The sequence below is a fragment of the Chryseobacterium phocaeense genome (assembly GCF_900169075.1).
GTDB lineage: Bacteria > Bacteroidota > Bacteroidia > Flavobacteriales > Weeksellaceae > Chryseobacterium > Chryseobacterium phocaeense.
Map to the genome: position 1 here is coordinate 1,335,152 of NZ_LT827015.1, position 18,497 is coordinate 1,353,648.

Consider the following 18,497-nt stretch of genomic DNA (forward strand, 5'->3'; position numbering starts at 1 on the left):
TTTATTTTATATCCGCATCCAGATTGACCGTATTTAAGCGCAGTGAATTCAGAATAACAGAAAGTGAGCTGACACTCATCGCTGCTGCTGCAATCATAGGGGACAGGAGTATTCCAAAGAAAGGATACAATAATCCTGCCGCTACCGGAATTCCCAGTACATTATAGATAAATGCAAAAAACAGGTTTTCTTTGATGTTTTTAAGAAGCTTTTCGCTTAATAATTTAGCTTTTGCTACTCCCAGAATATCGCCTTTCAATAAGGTAATTTCTGCGCTTTCAATCGCAACATCTGTTCCTGTTCCCATGGCAATTCCTACGTTGGATTGGGCAAGGGCGGGGGAGTCGTTGATTCCGTCTCCGGTCATGGCTACTATTTTTCCTTGCTTCTGGAGCCTTTTTACTTCGTTCAGTTTATCCTCAGGAAGACAGCCGGCTTTATAATGTTTGATTCCCAGTTCTGCGGCCACGGCTTTTGCGGTGTGCTCATTATCTCCGGTCATCATGATAACGTCAACTCCTTCATTCATCAGTCGCTGAACAGCTTTTTTTGAGGTCTCTTTAATTTTATCTGTAAAGCTTATAAAGCCTAAAACGGTCTGCTCCTGTGCAATATAAGAAATGGTGTGTGCCTTCGACTGTACTTCTGTTGCTTTTTTCTTTAAATCCTCAGGGATGGAGAGTTTGTTTGATGTCAAAAGGCTTTCATTCCCTACATAAACTGTTTTTCCATCGATTTTTCCCTGAACACCTTTTCCTGAGATATTTTCAAAATGTTCTACTTTTTCTGTACTTAATTTCTCTTCCCTGGCTTTTTTGATCACCGCATTGGACAACGGATGCTCCGAGTTTTGATTCAGGGCGTAAGCGAGCTTTAAGATCATGTTTTTATCTTCGTTTCCTGAAGCCTCAATATGCTCCACAGAAGGCTTTCCCTCGGTTAATGTGCCTGTTTTATCGGTGATAAGAACATTGACTTTATTCATCTGTTCCAGTGCTTCGGCATTTTTAATCAGGATTCCGCTTTTGGCTCCTTTCCCGATTCCAACCATTAAAGACATAGGAGTCGCAAGGCCCAGAGCACATGGACATGCTACAATTAAGACCGCAACTGCATTCACAAAAGCAAAAAGACTTCTTTTTCCTTCAGGCCCGAAAAACTGCCATAGAACAAAAGTAAGAACGGCAATAAGAATAACCAACGGAACAAAGACCTTTGAGACTTTATCCGTTAACTTCTGAATCGGGGCCCTGCTTCTGCTGGCTTCATTCACCATTTTAATGATCTGTGAAAGAAGCGTTTCATCACCTACCTTTTCAGCTTTCATGATGAAAACTTTATTTCCGTTGATGGTTCCTGAAGAAACCTTGTCATCTATATTTTTCTCCACCGGTACAGGCTCTCCCGTGATCATACTTTCATCTACCAGAGAATTTCCCTCCATAATTTTTCCGTCTACCGGAATTTTTTCACCTGGTTTTACTTTCAGCAGATCCCCGATTTTCACCTGGGAAAGCAGAACTCTTTTTTCTTCTCCATTCACCATCAGGTTGGCCTCATCCGGTGAAAGATTCATGAGCTCTTTAATGGCATTTCCTGTTTTTTTGTGAGCTGCTGCTTCCATGAGCTGTCCCAGAATGACAAGCGTAAGAATCACACAGACCGCCTCAAAATAAAGTGGAATCTCATGATTGTGTCCCCGGATTTCGTGAGGAATCATATCAGGGAAAATCAATGCCGTAATACTGAAGATGAACGCAGCTGCGACGCCGAGGGCAATCAGGCTGAACATGTTTAAATTCCATGTCTTAAATGAAACCCAGCCTCTTTTCAGCAGAAACCATCCGGAATAAAACATCACAGGCAGGGTGAGCGCGAGTTCTATAAATCCCTGTGTCTTATGGGAAAATGGAAAATTAATCAACATTCCACCCATAGAAAGGATAAAAACAGGAACCGTGAAAATAAGAGAAATAAAAAATTTCCTTTTTAAGATGTTGTAGGTTTCATCCTCTTCATCTTCGCCGCTGTCGGGCATTCTCACGAGATCCATCCCGCAGATGGGGCAGTCTCCCGGTTCATTACGGATGATTTCCGGGTGCATGAGACAGGTATATTTTGCGGTTTTCTTTTCGGGATATTTTACAAGATCCATTCCACATACCGGACATCCTACGTTGGAATCGTAGGTTTTATCGCCTTCACAATACATCGGACAATAGTATTTTCCGGCCATATCATCGGTAACTTTCGGGGCTTCGTGATGATGGCTGTGATCATGGTGATGGGAGTGGGAGTGCTGATGGGCATGGGATGATGCACTATTCACAAGATCCTCAGTGATTTCTTCCAGATGCATATGGCAGACAGGACAGTCTCCTTTTTCATCATACACTTTATCTCCTTCACAAAACATCGGGCAATAAAACTTTCCGATACTGTCCTTGAAATTGGCTGGCAGATGGGTAGAAGAGTAGGCCGGTTTATGGTTTGGATCTTTGGCGTGCTTTTCCTCAATAGGAACAAGATACATATTGCATACAGGACATCTTTCACCCTGTTTAAAATATACTTTATCCCCTTCACACTCCATCGGGCAGTAATAGACCGAAGAAGGGGAAACCCTGTCCTGAGGCTTTACAAAAGCTTTTTCAGGTTTGTCTGGATCTTCCAGTCTGTATTTTCCTATTTCCTCCAGGGCTTTATTTAAAACGGAAAGTTCAACTTCCTTATCCGAAGTAATGGTTGCGGTATTATTTTCCAGATTAACGTCAGCAGTTACTCCTTCAACACTGTTAAGCTGATTGGATATCTTTTTCTGACAACCGGAGCATGTCATCCCGAGTATATTATATTGTCTGTTCATGATCCTTGAATTTATAGTACAAATGTCCAAAATGTATGGATAAGGCTGTTATACATTTAAGGATAATAGTTATAGAATTTGGGAAAGGGGTATGAGTTATGAGTTATGAGTTATGAGTGGTGAGTTGCTGCTTGGGAGAAAATACCTGAAATTTTTTTCTTCTGAATGTCAGAAATATATCATAAATCTTAAACTCTTTCACCCTCCGACACTCAAACTCTCCGATGCTCCCACTATAAAACCCTCTCACTCTCCACTCAAAAGCTGTCCAGTGTTTTCCTCTGATGATCTTTCAGTTTCTTGAATTCCGTGGGCGTAAAACCGGTAATGTTCCTGAATTGTGAAGAGAGATGCTGAACACTTTTATAACCGAGCTTTCCGGCGATCTCTGTAAGTGTGAATTCATTGTAGAGAAGCAGCTCTTTTACTTTTTCAATTTTATGAAGGATAAAAAACTGTTCAAGGGTAATGTTTTCGTTCTGCGAAAATGTTTTGGATAACGAGCTGTAGTCTTTGTGAATTTTTGAACTGAGAAATTCGGAAAGAAGAAAATCCTCATCAATATCCAGTTCGCTGATTTTGATGATAATTGTATTTTTGATTTTGTCTATCAGCTGCTGGGTTGAATCTTTAATCCTTTCAAAACCCGTGGCAAGAAGACTTTCCTCTAAAGCCTGCATTTTTTCTGCAGGAATGTCAGTTTCAGTTTCCACTTCTCCGAGTTTTACGGAACGTGTGGGGACATCCACCTCGCGGAATATCTTTTCCACTGCGGCAATACAGCGGTTGCACACCATATTTTTGATGAAAACTTTCATTATTTGTTCAGCCTGTCTTTTACAAATTCAATTTGTGTTTTTCCATGTGGCGAAGGATTTCCGTCACGGTCCAGATTCACCATGACGATCTTGTCTACGGTAATGATGGTCTGGTGCGTCATCTTGTTTCTTACATCGCACTTTAAAGTCACAGAGGAGGAGCCGAAATGAACTGCCTCAATACCTATTTCTATAATGTCTCCCTGCTTGGCAGAACTTACAAAATTGATTTCTGAAATAAATTTTGTAACTACTTTTGTATTTTCCAACTGGATAATTGCATACAGTGCAGCTTCTTCATCAATCCATTGCAAAAGTCGTCCTCCGAAAAGAGAGTGATTAGGATTTAAATCTTCGGGTTTTACCCATTTTCTGGTATGGTAGTTCATGTTTTAATAATTTGCTTCACAAATTTAGTGTTAAAAACCGGGTTTATGAAAGAAATGGGATTTACTGATCTGAAGGGAATGATTCATTTTCTCAATCATATTTTCTTGGAACGCATGGCTTTTACCTTTTTTACGGCCGGATCATTTAGAAAATTTTGATATTCTTTGCTTTCAACAGGGAAAACGGCCACTTTGCCCTCTGCGTTATGATGGATTCCGAAACCATATCGTTTGGCCAAAGGAGAGGATCTCAGACAGGGCTGACCTTTGGAGAAGAACTGAATTTTCGCTTCCTTCTTCTGCTGTTCTGAGATATCATTTTTTATGGCATAACATTCAAATACAACATCATCAGAAGTATATTGATATGGATTTTTCACAATCTGCTCATATTGAAGCAGGGCAAGGGTTTTAATTTTCTTTTCAGGAGGGGTTTCGGCTCGGGATACCGGACAATCTTCGGCAATTTCAATAAAGGTGTTGATGTAATTGGTGGTATGTTTCATAAGATTAGGATGGATTTACGTTTTAAAAAGAGATAAAATTAATGCTATTCCCTGAATTCCAGAATATCTCCCGGCTGGCAATCCAGGGCCTTACAAATGGAGTTTAAGGTACTCAGCCGTATGGCTTTAGCTTTCCCGGTTTTCAGATTCGATAGATTGGATAGTGTGAGGTTCACTTTTTCTGAGAGTTCATTCAGAGATATTTTTCTTTTGGCCATCACCACATCAAGGTTTATTACAATAGACATCTGATTATTTTTATAAGAACACGTTTTAAATAGAGTTCAATATTATTATGTTAACTAACTTTAACTTTTATCAAATTTAAATAAAATTTTATTATATAAAAATGTTTATTTATTGTTATTCAATAAAAAATTAATTTAAATTCAATGAAAAGTGACAAATACTTTAAAAAAAACTTTGATTTAAATTTTTTAATTGTATCTTGCATACGTTTATATTTGGAATCAATATTTGTTCATTAATTTATGTTGTTTTTCTTTTATATACCAAATTTTTATTAATTTTTTAATTTTATTCAAAATGAACATTTTTGTTTCAAACATCAATTACGCAACTAAAGAATATGAGTTGCACGATCTATTCGCAGAATTTGGTGATGTATCATCAGCTAAAATTGTTACAGACAGAGAAACTGGCCGTTCAAGAGGTTTCGGTTTTGTAGAAATGGGTGATGAAGAAGGAAAGCAAGCTGTTGAAGCTCTTAATCAGAAAGAATTCAACGGAAAAACTCTGAATGTATCTGAAGCTAAGCCAAGAGAAGAAAAGCCAAGAAGAAGCTTTGACAACAACAGAGGTGGAGGTTACGGAAACAACCGTGGTAACGGTGGCGGATACGGCGGTGGTAACAACCGTGGTAACGGCGGCGGAAACCGTTGGTAAAATATAAGGCGGCTTTTTAGCCGCTTTTTTTATACATTAAATTGTCCTGTTTTTAAGATATGCTGAATCTAAGCAACGTATTTTAAAAACAGGACTTTTTATTGTATATCTCCACTTTTTCTCATCATTGGTCAGGTTAATTTTTTTCTTTAACATGTTGTTTTTAATTTATTTTTTTAAGTTTTTATTTTGTTAACTCATTATATATTCGTAAGTTAACATTAACTAAAAAAATATATAACATGAGAAAAAAATTACTTTTGGCATTATTTGCAATTCCAATCATTGCTCATGCCCAGTTTTTCCAGAATTTTGACGCAGGTACAACAATCCCGGCCGGATGGACAGTTCTTAACGGCGGAGACACCAACACATGGGCTGTAGTAAACTATACAGGAGGCTCCGCTACTGCATACAGCGGGACCAATACTATGTCTATTGGCTATAGTGCCCAGGCTCATAATGATCATCTGATTACTCCAGCTATTACCGTAACGGCAGGTGTGAATGATTTTCTTTCATTTTATGCCCGCAGCCGGGACCCTCTTTATCCTGAAGTCATCAGTTTGAAAGTATCTACCACAACCCCTACAGCGGCAGCTTTTACCAATACGCTTGCTGCCAGTGTGGCTCCTGCCAGCGGAACCAATTTTTACAGGTTTGCCTATGATCTTTCAGCATATGTAGGACAAACAATCTACGTAAGTTTTTATTCTACTACTACAGACAAATTCTTTTTTGATGTGGATGATGTATACAGTGGAGCTATTCCTGCTTGTGATGTGCCGTCCACTGTTATTGTCAATTCTGTAACGTCTAATTCAGCTAATGTGAGCTGGACAGCATCACCTACTGCCGGAGCTACCTATCAGATAGAATATGGCCCGACAGGATTTACGCAGGGAAGTGGTACGGTTATTACAAGCACAACGGCTTCTGCAATTATTCCATCGCTTTCACCATCTACCGCTTATCAGTTTTATGTAAGATCAAACTGTGGTGCGAACGGTTTCAGTGCATGGACGGCCGTTAAAGCCTTTACAACAAGTTGTGCTGCTGTTGCTTCGTTCCCATATACACAGAATTTTGATACGGCGACAATTCCTTCGTGCTGGACAAATGAAGCTGTTTCCGGTGGAGGGACAGCTGTATGGACATATGTTACGGCAAATGGGAATAATACAATCACGCCGAAATCTGCACCAAGAATGGCTGAATTCAGAACTACTACGGCAGGAAATAAAGCCAAGCTGGTGTCTGCTCCGTTAGATATTTCCGGTCTTGCTACGCCTCAGCTGAAATTCAGTCTGGCTAATGTGAACTGGTCTGGAGATATTGACGAACTGAGAATTTTCTATAAAGCAAACAGCGGAGATGCATGGACGCAGATAGGAAGTTCTTACACCACAGAAAATACAGCATGGCTGGATGTAACTATTCCGCTTCCAAACAAATCTGCCAACTACGTTATCGCCTTTGAAGGAACGTCTAACTGGGCAAGGGGAATCAACGTGGATAACGTATCTGTACTGGATGCCTCTGCTTTGGGAGTAAATGAGGCGGAAAAGAGCAGTGGTATTAAAGTTTATCCAAACCCGGTAAAAGATCTTCTGAACATCAGTACAGATAAGCAGATCAGAAGTATTGAGATCTTCTCACTTACAGGACAGCTGGTCAAAACGCTGGATAAAGATACCAAACAGGTGAATGTATCTGATCTGAAGAAAGGAGTTTATCTGCTTAGAATAAAATCTGAAGGAAAAGATGAATCATTTAAGATTGTTAAAGACTAAATGATAAATGAATAAAAAGACTGTCTCAAAAGGGACAGTCTTTTTTTTATCCGGAAAATACCATTGCCAGGTACAACTTGATACAAGGCTTATTTCTTAACGATGAAAGATTTATTTTTCTTTGATCAGCAGAATCGCATTATCATAATAAATATTGTATCCTTTATGATCTAAGGTTTTATCCCTTGTAATCATTGGGAAAACTATTTTGAGATGGTACTTTCCAAGATCACCTTCCACCGAGAACTCCTTCTGTTTCACAATTTCTCCTTTGCCATCATTACTTTCAAATAATCTGGTAATAGCCGGACCAAAATCTATTGTTTCTTTTGAATTGAGGCTCACCTTGGTCATCCTTTGGTTATTAGATTCAGAAAAAGTATTGATCTTTAAGGTATCTTTGTCGATATTTACTGATTCCTGATTGTATCCGTTAAATCGCGTAAGATACTGATACCCCTGAATGTCTGTAACTGTAGTTTCGGATTCCAGGATCAGCCTTTCAGCTGAACTTTTTGATGTTTTCTGTACTTTGGTGAAGGCTTCTCTTAACGTATTGCTGATTACCCATGGATATCGCTGTTCGAAATTTCCTGCCAAAAGATCACGGGTCTTTCCCTGAACGAGATTCAGTAGAAAATCTTTTTGTTGTCTTTGAGCCAGAAATTCAAATTTATTAGCAATCTCAGTAACCACGGTGTCTGATATTTTCTGCTGGAAATCTATTTTGTTATTGACCAGAAGCTTGTTGTCGTTCAGAAGCTTTACCAGCTCATTTTTCTGGCTTCTTTTGGCTACACTGAAAGCATTCAGATAAGGAAAGATCAGGGAAAAAGTCCCAAAGACGAATAAGCTCACCGGAATGAATTTGATACTTGCTTTTCTATTGAATACAAAATAAGCCACCACACTCAGCAGCCACAAGGCGAGAAGCAGTACAAAATACCGCGGTTCCGTGTAGCCGTACTCCAGAATCCTTGTAAAAATAGCGGTAAACAACAGGATAATTAGAGGAATAATGGTGTAATAAAACAGCTTTGAGAATATTTTTACCCAGGATTTTGCTTTTTCTTCTTTCAGTGGATATACAAGCAGTAATGCAAGGATTCCCACTATACTGTAAGCCAGGACCAGATAAGACACCCAGCCTCTCGGAAGTTCCCAGTTGATGACTATTTTAAATGAATAAATATAAAGGATAATCAGATAAATAAAAAGAAGCGGAATCAGGACAAACTGAGTGAAAAACTTAAGAATTACAGGATAAGTTCCGTCTTTTTCAAGATAATCCAGGCCGGTTTCATTGAAAAGAAGAAAAATAAAACAGCTTCCGGAAATAGCCAGCACATAAAACGTATCCGCATAAAGCTTATCACTGAAGTTGAAATCAAATAGTTTGTCAACAGCCAGAATTGCCAGCTCCACACCTCCGGTAAGAACTCCGGTGAATACTGCAGTCAGGAATATATTCACAAAAAGATTCTTGTTATACTGCCAGAAATTAAGTTCTTTGTCTTTTTTCAGAAAGGCAGCGAAAGACACCAATAAATGAGAAAGCAGTAGGGTGATCGCTACAATAAACCCGTACACCTCTGTAAAATCCCTTTCTTTTTTTGGCAGAATGAAATAGAATCCGATCAGGAAAGCTGTTCCTGATAATTCCAACAACAGCCTTTTTCCAATCCTTTGGGAAAGTATTTTTAACGCAAACATCAAAGAAATCCCAAGACAGCAGCAAATCGTAAACTTCGAATAGGTAAATAGAAATTCACGTTTATACTTATGATCCAACATACAGATGGCGCCTGCAGAAGAGAGTAGGGCCATCAGTAAAACCATCGGATAGCGGAGGATGACATCCTGTGCTTTTCCGGATATTTCCTGGAATTTCGTTTTCATGATCTGCGTGTTTTCCGGTTAATCTTTCTTTTTTTTCTTTTTCTTGTCTTTATCCTTGTCTTTTTCTTTGACTTTTTTTGTTTTCTTAGGATTGAGGATTTCTTCTGCGTACTCGAATTTCGGTTCTTCCACTTTTGCAGGGATAATCTCAATTTTAAGGTCAAAATATTTTTTCAGGTCATCCTGAGAAATCAGGTTTTCACTGAATAAAAATTCTAAGATTTCCTTCCCGGAATCGTTAAAAAAATTGTGGGCGAGCTCTTTGAGTAAGAATTTTCTGTATTCCTCCAATGGAACAACCACAGTATATTTAAAAATTCTTCCTTCTTTTTGAGTCGTGATATAACCTTTTTCCACCAGTATTTTCAGGTAAGTGGAAACGGTGTTCTGATGCGGCTTCGGCTCCGGATGCTGCTCCATAATATCTTTAAGATAAAAGGATCCAAGCTTCCAGAACAGCTTCATAAAATTCTCCTCAGCAGCGGTAAGATGATTTATTTTCATAGAATATTCTTAATGTTGAAATTGTATATTGCAATAAAGATAGATAAAAGATACCACAAATGCTATTCCTGCACCCATAAATACTTCCTGTACCGTATGTCTTTTTAAGATGATGCGGGTAATACCTACTAAAATTGCTATTCCGAACCATATCAATCCAGCCTTCCAGTCCAGGGTGAAAAATAATGCGGCTACGAATACATTAAATGCTGTATGCATGGAGCTTTTGATAAAAAAGTTGCTGATCTGCATGGTGAAAATCAGGATCAGTATAAACAGCATCACTAGATCAATATATCCGTTTCTGAAATAGCTGGCTATAAGGTAAATAATCACACAGGCCGCAATAAAAATATAGAGTGTCTTTCTCTGAATACGGTCTGAGACATCCATATTGGTATACCTTCCTGTCTTCACGTTCCAGACCAGCCAGATCACCACCGGAATGATAATCATTAATAAGATAGGCACAAAATAGTGAAGAGATTCCTGCCATGAATATTTCCTTACACTCATATAAATGAAGAAAATAAATAAGGATACCATCGGATTAAAAAAATCTGAGATCACTTTTGATATTTTATGCAGTAGTGAAGGCTGTTTTTCTTGCATGTTCAAATTTAAAATTCAAATATAACACTATAAGCAAAAAAACAATTAGAAGGTATACGATAAAAACAAAGTTTTTTTTATAATTTTGCTCAAATATTCATCATAAAAAAGCAAGAGCTAGCACATGAAAGAATTTTCTAAAGAGGTATACCTGAAGTGGTATGAAGATATGACTATGTGGAGAAGGTTTGAAGACAAATGCCGTTCTCTTTATCTAAAACAAAAGATCAGAGGTTTTTTACATTTGTATAACGGTCAGGAGGCTATTCCTGCCGGCTTCACGCATGCAATGGATCTTACGAAGGACAGTATGATTACTGCCTACAGATGCCACATCCATCCAATGGCGATGGGAGTAGATCCGAAAAGAATCATGGCGGAACTTTGTGGTAAAGCTACCGGAACATCCGGAGGTATGGGTGGTTCTATGCACATTTTCAGTAAAGAGCACCGTTTTTATGGCGGGCACGGTATTGTAGGAGGTCAGATTCCTTTGGGAGCCGGAATTGCTTTTGCAGATAAATATTTTGACAGAAAGGCGGTAAACATCTGCTTCTTCGGAGACGGAGCGGCAAGACAGGGATCGCTTCATGAGACATTCAATATGGCCATGAACTGGAAACTTCCTGTAGTATTTGTAGTGGAAAACAACCAGTATGCAATGGGAACTTCCGTAAAAAGAACAGCCAACCACGAAGACATCTATAAATTAGGCTTAGGATATGAAATGCCTTGCCTTGCAGTAGATGCCATGGACCCTGAAAAGGTAGCTGAAGCAGCTTACGAAGCCATAGAAAGAGCAAGAAGAGGAGACGGACCTACATTCATTGAAGCCAGAACATACCGTTACAGAGGGCATTCTATGTCTGATGCTGAGCCTTACAGAAGCAAAGAAGAGGTGGCCATTCATAAAAATGATGACCCTATGGAGCTTGTGAAGCACAGAATTTTAGAAAACGGATGGGCTACTGAAGCAGAACTGGAAACTATTGACAATAAATCAAGAGATTTCGTGGAAGAATGTATTGAGTTTATGGAAAACTCACCATACCCGGATCCAGAGAAAATCTACGAATATGTATATGCTCAGGAAGATTACCCGTTCTTAGATAAATTGGAAAACTAAATAATTTGCTGATACGATGATATGCTGATGTGTTAATAGTGTTTTTATTATCAAATCATCACATCACCACATGATCACATTAATTAAATTATCATATTAAATAAATTATGGCAGAAGTAATTACGATGCCCCGCCTTTCGGATACTATGACGGAAGGTAAAGTGGCAAAATGGCATAAAAAAGTAGGAGATAAAGTAAAGGAAGGAGATATTTTAGCGGAGATTGAAACAGATAAAGCTGTTCAGGATTTCGAATCTGAAATAAACGGGACCCTTTTATATATAGGTGTAGACGAAGGCGCTGCTGCTGCTGTAGATTCTGTTTTAGCGATTATTGGAAATGAAGGAGAGGATATTTCCGGACTAACCGGCGGAGGATCTGCCCCTGCAACAGGTGGTTCTGAAGAGAAGAAATCAGAAGAGGAATCAAAAACAGAAAATAATTCTACCAGCATTGAACAGGCTGATGCAGAAGTTCCTGCCGGTGTAGAAATTATTACCATGCCAAGACTTTCTGATACCATGACGGAAGGTAAAGTGGCGAAATGGCATAAAAATGTAGGCGATACAGTGAAAGAAGGAGATCTTCTTGCTGAAATCGAAACAGATAAAGCAGTTCAGGATTTTGAATCCGAATTCAACGGGGTATTGTTGAAGCAGGGTGTAGAAGAAGGTGGTGCTGCTCCGGTAGATTCTGTATTGGCCATTATAGGTCCTGAAGGAACAGATGTTTCTGGTGTAGGTGCTCCAAAAGCAGCAGCTCAGACCACTGAAAAGCCGGCAGAACAGAAAGCTGAGGCCAAAACTGAAGAAAAAACTGCTCCTGCTGTAAGCTCTACTTCCTCAGACAGAGTAGCGATTTCCCCATTAGCCAAGAAAATGGCTCAGGAGAAAGGCGTTGACATCAACAGCGTGAATGGTTCGGGAGAAAACGGAAGAATCGTTAAAAAAGATATCGAAAACTATCAGCCTTCCCAGGCACAGGCTCAACCGGCTGCTTCTGCTCCGGCAGCAGCTCAGGTAGCATTAAGCTTTGTTCAGGGTGAAGATACGGAAACACCGAACTCTCAGGTAAGAAATATTATTGCAAAACGTCTTTCTGAAAGTAAATTCTCTGCCCCTCACTACTATCTGATGGTAGAGATCAATATGGATAAAGCTATTGAAGCAAGAAAAGAAATCAATTCCTTACCGGATACGAAGATCTCTTTCAACGATATGATCATTAAAGCAACTGCTGTTGCCTTAAGAAAACATCCACAGGTGAACTCAAGCTGGGCAGGTGATAAGGTCATCCACAGAGGAAATATCAATGTGGGTGTGGCTGTAGCTATTCCTGACGGATTGGTGGTTCCGGTACTTAAAAATACAGACCAGATGAATTATACACAGATCTCTGCTGCGGTAAAAGATATGGCGTCAAGAGCTAAAAGTAAAGGTCTTAAAGCCAATGAAATGGAAGGCTCTACATTCTCTATTTCCAATCTGGGAATGTTCGGAATTGAAACTTTCACAAGTATCATCAACCAACCGAATTCTGCGATCCTTTCCGTAGGAGCAATCATTGAAAAACCGATTGTTAAAGATGGTCAGATTGTAGTAGGAAACATCATGAAGCTTTCGCTGGCATGCGACCACAGAGTGGTAGACGGTGCTACAGGAGCCCAGTTCCTGCAAACTTTAAAAACATACCTGGAAAGCCCTTTAACTTTGTTACTGTAAGCATCCAGACTGTAAAATATTAAAGCCTCCCGCTTTGGGAGGTTTTTTTGTGGTATTATTTTTTGAATTAACGGCGGGAGAATATTAAAGTCAATTAGGGCATTTTAATGGGAAAATAATTATGATTTTATTGGGGTAATTAGTATTTTTGGACTATGATTAAAGCGAGTAATATCCATAAATCTTATGGGAATTTAGAAGTACTGAAAGGAGTTGATATCCACATCAAGACAGGCGAGGTTGTTTCTATTGTGGGAGAATCGGGGGCAGGGAAGTCTACCTTACTTCAGATTTTGGGAACTCTGGATCTTCCGAGTAATTCTGCTAAGTATAATACGGAAATCAGCATTGCAGGGGAATCTTTCATCAATATGAATGATAAACAGCTTTCGAAGTTCAGAAACCAGAATATTGGTTTTGTATTTCAGTTTCACCAGCTGCTTCCGGAATTTACTGCTTTAGAAAATGTGCTGCTTCCCACAAAAATAGGAGGGGCGAATGAAAAAGAAGCTTTGGAAAAGGCATATGCTCTATTTGAAGACCTGAAAATAGAACAGAGACTGAACCACAAACCGAATCAATTATCCGGTGGAGAAGCACAAAGGGTAGCTGTAGCAAGGGCCCTGATTAATTCTCCTAAAATTATTTTTGCAGATGAGCCTACGGGAAACCTGGATTCCAAAAATGCAAATGATCTCCACAGGCTGTTTTTTGATTTGAGAGATAAATATAATCAGACTTTCGTTATTGTAACCCATAATCCTAATCTTGCTGAAATTACGGATAGGAAACTGGTGATGAAAGACGGAATGATCATAGAATAAACCGTTTTACACAAAATGAGATCCTTTATTTTCCTCTTCCTCTTTATTATTTCCTGTTCGAAATTTGAGTCGCAGGAAAATAATACTTCCGGAATTCTCCCGGCTGAAAAGGTAGCAGAAATTAAAGCCTTTGTGAAGGGAAAAAATTATAATCAGGATATTGCTGTTTTTATTAACTTTAAAATACCTTCCGGAAGATACAGATACTTCGTTTATGACCTGAAAGGTGATAAAATACTGCAGAAAGCCATAGTTTCCCATGGTTCAGGTTCTGTGATCCGGAATTCAGAATCTTTAACGTTCAGCAATACCGAAGGTTCCTATCAGTCTTCGCTTGGGAAATATGAAATTTTGCAGAGTTATAATGGTAAATTTGGGAAAGCTTATCGTTTAAACGGGCTGGATGTTACAAACAGTAATGCCATGCAGCGCGCCATAGTCATTCATTCTCTGAATTGTGTTCCGGATAAAGAATCTCAAAAACCGGCCTGCCTGAGCTTAGGATGCCCGATGCTTTCCGTGAATGCACTCACTGAGACGGCAAAATACCTTGATGTATCTAAAAAGGCTGTGATTCTTTATGCGTTTTATTAAATTTATAGCTTATCTTTATAATCTGTAATTTTAAAACATGACCATAAAATTCCTTGCAGAAGATGACAGACCCAGAGAAAAATTTTTGCTGAAAGGCAAGAACTCACTTTCTGATTCTGAGCTTCTGGCAATTATTATGGGAAGCGGAAGTAAGGATGAAAGTGCATTAGAGCTTGCCAGAAAAATCATGGCCTCAGTACATAATAACTGGCACCAGCTCAGCCTGCTCTCCAGTAAAGAGCTTATGAAATTTAAAGGCATCGGTGAAGTGAAAGCGCTTTCTATTATTGCCGCATTAGAAATCGGAAAAAGAAGAGCAGTTCAGGAAGTTCCCAATAAAGCAATTATCTCAAACAGCGGTGACGCTTACCTTATCCTTAAAAATCAATTGTCAGATTTAAGAACCGAAGAGTTCTGGGCCATATTTCTAAACCAAAGCAATAAAGTGATTCACATTTCACAGCTTACACAAGGAGGGATAAGCCAATCTGTAGTGGATGTAAGAATTTTGTTTAAAACAGCCCTGGATCATTTTTCCACAGGAATTATTATAGCCCATAATCATCCATCGGGTAGCCTGGTGCCCAGCAAGGAAGATATGAATATCACCCAAAAAATAAATGAAGCCGGGAAAACTTTAAGTATCCAGCTTTTAGACCATATTATCATTACCCAGGATGCTTATCTTAGTTTTTCAGACGAAGGATTATTATGATTAGAAGAGTGAAATATAACGAGATTGATTTTGAAAAATATACCAAGTGTCTTGAAAATTCGCAACAGAGGAAATATTCAGCATCAAAAACTTTTCTGGATGTAACTACGAATAAGCAATGGGATATTCTCGTTAAAAATGATTATGAAGCGGTGATGCCCGTTCCGTTCATCTATAAAAATAAGGTGAAAATAGTGCATAATCCTATGATATGCCAGCAGCTGGGCGTGTTTTCCGCTGAGGATGATCAAAATACCAACGAGAGGTTTCTCCAATACCTGAAAAAGAATTACCTGATAAGAGCTTATTATTTTAATGAAACGAACCGCTTTGATTCACCACTAAAAACAAAAAAGAATTTCCTGTTGTATCCCGGCGATTATACCAAGGTTTTTGCGAAATATTCTCCCAAAAGAAAGAGAAAGCTGAGATTAGATGACGAGGTTGTGCAAAACTCGGAAATCAGAGAAATAAGCTATCAGGAAGCTGAGCAATTTATAAAAAAGAATGCAGTAGGACTGGATAAAGAAGATGATATCGGTACCCTGCTGAAAACCCTGAACACATTTTACTCATTAAAATACCTGAAATTCCGGGCTTTTTTTTATCATAATGAAATGACGAATATGATTGCTACCTACTCAGATTTTGATACGGTGGCGCTTCTGGGGACTTTTAATGACAAAAAATATATCAAAATGGCCGGAGCTTCTACACTTATTGATCAGGCGATTAAAGAAAACATAGAACATTCCATTTTTGATTTTGAGGGGGGAAATCTTCCCAGTATTGAAGAGTTTTTCAGGGGTTTTAGAGCAGAATTAAAACCCTATGCCGTTGTAGAGCATTCTATAAAAGAACTGCTTAAAGATTATACTTCATTTTTTATGAGAGGAAAAATTTTGGGGTAATTATCATATGGAAATTGTTATTTAGAATGGTTTTAATTAAATATTAATCGCTACCTTTATCAGGTATTTATTACTAATAACTCAGTTATGTTAAAGCAGATCCGCTACTATAAGCTGCCCTATATCATTTACAATTTCTTTAATAAGAAAAAGCTAAAGCATAATATCCCTTTGTATAAGAAATATGGAATCAACAAGAGCTACTTTTCCAGTATTTCCAGTGCAGATTTCTCCCATCTTCCTGCTACAACAAGGACCATTGATCAGAATAAGCTGATTAATTCAGATTTTTTTAAAGACTTATCTGCTGAGAATAAAGAAAGTGCACTGCAATATGATGCCAATGGTTATATGGTCATAAGAAACTTCATCAGTACAGATGACGCTGATAAAATTAACGGAGAAATTGATAAGCTGATGGAGAATGGCACTTTGAAATTTATCTATGGCGGAAAACTGATGTTTGCTATCCATCACTCGGAGATTATAAAGAATATAGGAAACAATAAAAAACTGCTGGATTTTCTTTCCGTACTTCTGGACGGGCAGGCCAAACTTTTCCAGAGTATCAATTTTATTAACGGCAGCCAGCAGAAAACACACTCGGACAGTATCCACATGACGACTTATCCGCTGGGAGGCCTTCTGGGAGTCTGGATCGCTCTGGAAGACGTGGATGAGACCAACGGGGCACTGCATTATATTCCGCGAAGCCATAAATTGCCTTATTTCCTTAATTCTGATTATGACAACGAGGGAGATGCTATGATGCTTGGAAAAAAAAGCTATAAGGCCTACGAAGAATTTCTGGAGAATAAAGTCCGGGAACTTGGTTTAAAAAAAGAGATTTTCAGAGCCAAAAAAGGAGATATGTTAATCTGGCATGCCAATATCCTTCATGGTGGCGAACCCCATACCGATAAAAACAGAACCCGAAAGAGCCTTGTTTATCATTTTTTTGATGAAAACAGTGTCTGCTATCATGAAGTGACACAGAGACCCGCACTTTTTGAACTCTAATCTGTAAGATTTTTCACAATTTCAGGATTACAAAGAGAATAAATCCTGAATAATAATCACTAATTGCATAGTTTTTTTACTTTTGTATTCCTTACTGAAAGAAGTACAAATGAAAAAAACTAATCGTCTCCTTGTTTTTATATTTTCCATTCACTTATGCCTGATGTCATACTATCTGTATACCCACCAGTATTACAATGTAGATCTCGAGGCGTATGCAGGGCTTGTTTATAAAGCTGAACATCCTGATATGACGATAGAGGATATTCATAAAAAAGTATATTCAGAGCTCAAAGGAACGAATCCGAAACTTTTCGGAATTACCCCAAAGGATGAAGAAATTGCCGTAGGAGAAAATACCTATTACAAAGTTTTGTCCGAAAATCCCAAAGCCTACGAAGAGGAACTTCAGCTGTTTTCTGTAAAGCCCTTCTATAATTTTGTTAATCTGGTGTTTTTTAAACTAGGTTTCAAATTGACTACTGCTATTTTTTTAACTTCTATACTTTCCTACGTTTTGATCCTTATTCTGATCTTCTGTTATCTGGTGAAGATTTTAAAGAACTATCCATTGGCATTGATCATAACGGTCATAATCTCATTGTTCAAGCCGCTTCTTGAGGCCAGCAGACACGCATCGGCAGATAGTCTTTCCTGTCTATTGCTGCTGTTGAGTTTATATATTTTTATGGTAAGAAAAAACCATCTGGCGGCTACTGTGTGCGCCATGCTCTGTGTTTTCACAAGGCCGGAGTATTTTATACTGTATTCCTTTCTTTATATAATTGCTTATTTTAACAGAAATCTGCTTGAAATAAAGTCCTCAAGGCTATTTTTATCCTATGGCTATGTGTTTCTTTCCTTCTTTCTGATCCAGTATTTCAACCAGATTCCGTGGTCTGTTTTATTTATGAATCAGTTTACTAAGGTGCAGATCTACCCGATATCAGATCCCGATCCATTCATCTTCTCTGATTATCTGAACTATCTTAAAAAATCGATGCTGCTGGAATTCAACGGGTCTTATTTTACACTCCTCTTCCTGTTTATAGTGATTATTGTGGCCAGTAAATTCTCATTGCACAGTAAAAAAAGCTGGATGCAGTGCCTGTTCTTTGCTGCCGTTTACCTCGCTGTATTTCTCAGGTTTTTAGTTTTTCCAAGCCTGGCCAATAGAATGATGATTGGTTTTTATCTGATCATTACCATGTCTCTTATTTATATTCAGAATTCTAAGATCAATATATTTAAAAACTCTTTAGAAGCCGGAAAATAATTAGTAATTTTGCGGTC

At 38.4% G+C, this 18,497-nt stretch carries 18 protein-coding genes; 10 read left to right on the top strand and 8 right to left on the bottom strand.

Annotated elements, in window-relative coordinates; genetic code table 11:
- Window position 1: 1 nt before the first annotated feature.
- The 5 genes from B7E04_RS12665 to B7E04_RS12685 all read right to left on the bottom strand — a co-directional run bounded on the left by B7E04_RS12665 (window position 2) and on the right by B7E04_RS12685 (window position 4,827).
- Window positions 2–2,866: a heavy metal translocating P-type ATPase gene (locus tag B7E04_RS12665; protein WP_080778987.1), complete on the bottom strand. Its 2,865-nt coding sequence runs from the start codon at window positions 2,864–2,866 to the stop codon at window positions 2–4.
- 257 nt (window positions 2,867–3,123) lie between these two features.
- Complete coding sequence (locus tag B7E04_RS12670; protein ID WP_080778988.1) at window positions 3,124–3,684, bottom strand: helix-turn-helix domain-containing protein; 561 nt, start codon at window positions 3,682–3,684, stop codon at window positions 3,124–3,126.
- Window positions 3,684–4,073, bottom strand: a complete 390-nt coding sequence (locus B7E04_RS12675; protein WP_080778989.1) for an acyl-CoA thioesterase — start codon at window positions 4,071–4,073, stop codon at window positions 3,684–3,686. The genes B7E04_RS12670 and B7E04_RS12675 overlap by 1 nt, the downstream gene beginning before the upstream one ends.
- A gap of 95 nt (window positions 4,074–4,168) precedes the next feature.
- Entirely contained in the window at window positions 4,169–4,579 is a 411-nt protein-coding gene (locus tag B7E04_RS12680; RefSeq protein ID WP_080778990.1) for a DUF6157 family protein, read from the bottom strand.
- A gap of 44 nt (window positions 4,580–4,623) precedes the next feature.
- Complete coding sequence (locus B7E04_RS12685) at window positions 4,624–4,827, bottom strand: helix-turn-helix domain-containing protein (RefSeq protein WP_080778991.1); 204 nt, start codon at window positions 4,825–4,827, stop codon at window positions 4,624–4,626.
- A gap of 298 nt (window positions 4,828–5,125) precedes the next feature.
- On the opposite strand from B7E04_RS12685, the gene B7E04_RS12690 reads away from it, so the two are divergent.
- Both B7E04_RS12690 and B7E04_RS12695 read left to right on the top strand, forming a co-directional pair.
- Window positions 5,126–5,485, top strand: coding sequence for an RNA recognition motif domain-containing protein (locus B7E04_RS12690; RefSeq protein ID WP_062652203.1), 360 nt, complete (start codon window positions 5,126–5,128; stop codon window positions 5,483–5,485).
- Between the two features lie 242 nt (window positions 5,486–5,727).
- Entirely contained in the window at window positions 5,728–7,278 is a 1,551-nt protein-coding gene (locus B7E04_RS12695; protein WP_080778992.1) for a T9SS-dependent choice-of-anchor J family protein, read from the top strand.
- A 111-nt stretch (window positions 7,279–7,389) separates the two neighbouring features.
- Here the strand turns inward: B7E04_RS12695 and B7E04_RS12700 are convergent, their stop codons facing one another.
- From B7E04_RS12700 to B7E04_RS12710, 3 genes are read right to left on the bottom strand one after another with little or no spacing between them, the layout of a single operon-like run.
- Window positions 7,390–9,177 carry a DUF4153 domain-containing protein gene (locus B7E04_RS12700; protein ID WP_080778993.1) on the bottom strand — a complete coding sequence of 596 codons (1,788 nt, stop codon included), beginning with the start codon at window positions 9,175–9,177 and terminating at the stop codon, window positions 7,390–7,392.
- Window positions 9,178–9,195: 18 nt separating this feature from the next.
- On the bottom strand, window positions 9,196–9,681 hold the full coding sequence (locus tag B7E04_RS12705) for a BlaI/MecI/CopY family transcriptional regulator (RefSeq protein WP_080778994.1): 486 nt from the start codon (window positions 9,679–9,681) through the stop codon (window positions 9,196–9,198).
- A gap of 9 nt (window positions 9,682–9,690) precedes the next feature.
- On the bottom strand, window positions 9,691–10,293 hold the full coding sequence (locus B7E04_RS12710; protein WP_080778995.1) for a phosphatase PAP2 family protein: 603 nt from the start codon (window positions 10,291–10,293) through the stop codon (window positions 9,691–9,693).
- A 124-nt stretch (window positions 10,294–10,417) separates the two neighbouring features.
- Between B7E04_RS12710 and pdhA the strand changes: the two genes are divergently transcribed.
- The 8 genes from pdhA to B7E04_RS12750 all read left to right on the top strand — a co-directional run bounded on the left by pdhA (window position 10,418) and on the right by B7E04_RS12750 (window position 18,480).
- Window positions 10,418–11,419 (top strand): pyruvate dehydrogenase (acetyl-transferring) E1 component subunit alpha, encoded by a 1,002-nt coding sequence (pdhA, locus tag B7E04_RS12715; protein WP_080778996.1) that lies wholly within the window; start codon window positions 10,418–10,420, stop codon window positions 11,417–11,419.
- 107 nt (window positions 11,420–11,526) lie between these two features.
- A complete protein-coding gene (locus B7E04_RS12720) occupies window positions 11,527–13,140 on the top strand; it encodes a pyruvate dehydrogenase complex dihydrolipoamide acetyltransferase (protein ID WP_080778997.1) in 1,614 nt (537 codons plus the stop codon).
- Window positions 13,141–13,295: 155 nt separating this feature from the next.
- On the top strand, window positions 13,296–13,964 hold the full coding sequence (locus B7E04_RS12725; RefSeq protein WP_080778998.1) for an ABC transporter ATP-binding protein: 669 nt from the start codon (window positions 13,296–13,298) through the stop codon (window positions 13,962–13,964).
- A gap of 15 nt (window positions 13,965–13,979) precedes the next feature.
- The gene (locus B7E04_RS12730; protein WP_080778999.1) at window positions 13,980–14,558 is read left to right on the top strand and encodes a murein L,D-transpeptidase catalytic domain-containing protein; all 579 of its coding nucleotides are present in this window, start codon (window positions 13,980–13,982) and stop codon (window positions 14,556–14,558) included.
- A gap of 37 nt (window positions 14,559–14,595) precedes the next feature.
- The gene (gene radC, locus B7E04_RS12735; protein WP_080779000.1) at window positions 14,596–15,273 is read left to right on the top strand and encodes a RadC family protein; all 678 of its coding nucleotides are present in this window, start codon (window positions 14,596–14,598) and stop codon (window positions 15,271–15,273) included.
- On the top strand, window positions 15,270–16,184 hold the full coding sequence (locus B7E04_RS12740) for a hypothetical protein (RefSeq protein ID WP_080779001.1): 915 nt from the start codon (window positions 15,270–15,272) through the stop codon (window positions 16,182–16,184). The genes radC and B7E04_RS12740 overlap by 4 nt, the downstream gene beginning before the upstream one ends.
- A gap of 87 nt (window positions 16,185–16,271) precedes the next feature.
- Complete coding sequence (locus B7E04_RS12745; protein ID WP_080779002.1) at window positions 16,272–17,204, top strand: phytanoyl-CoA dioxygenase family protein; 933 nt, start codon at window positions 16,272–16,274, stop codon at window positions 17,202–17,204.
- A 109-nt stretch (window positions 17,205–17,313) separates the two neighbouring features.
- On the top strand, window positions 17,314–18,480 hold the full coding sequence (locus tag B7E04_RS12750; protein WP_139785396.1) for a hypothetical protein: 1,167 nt from the start codon (window positions 17,314–17,316) through the stop codon (window positions 18,478–18,480).
- Window positions 18,481–18,497 lie beyond the last annotated feature (17 nt).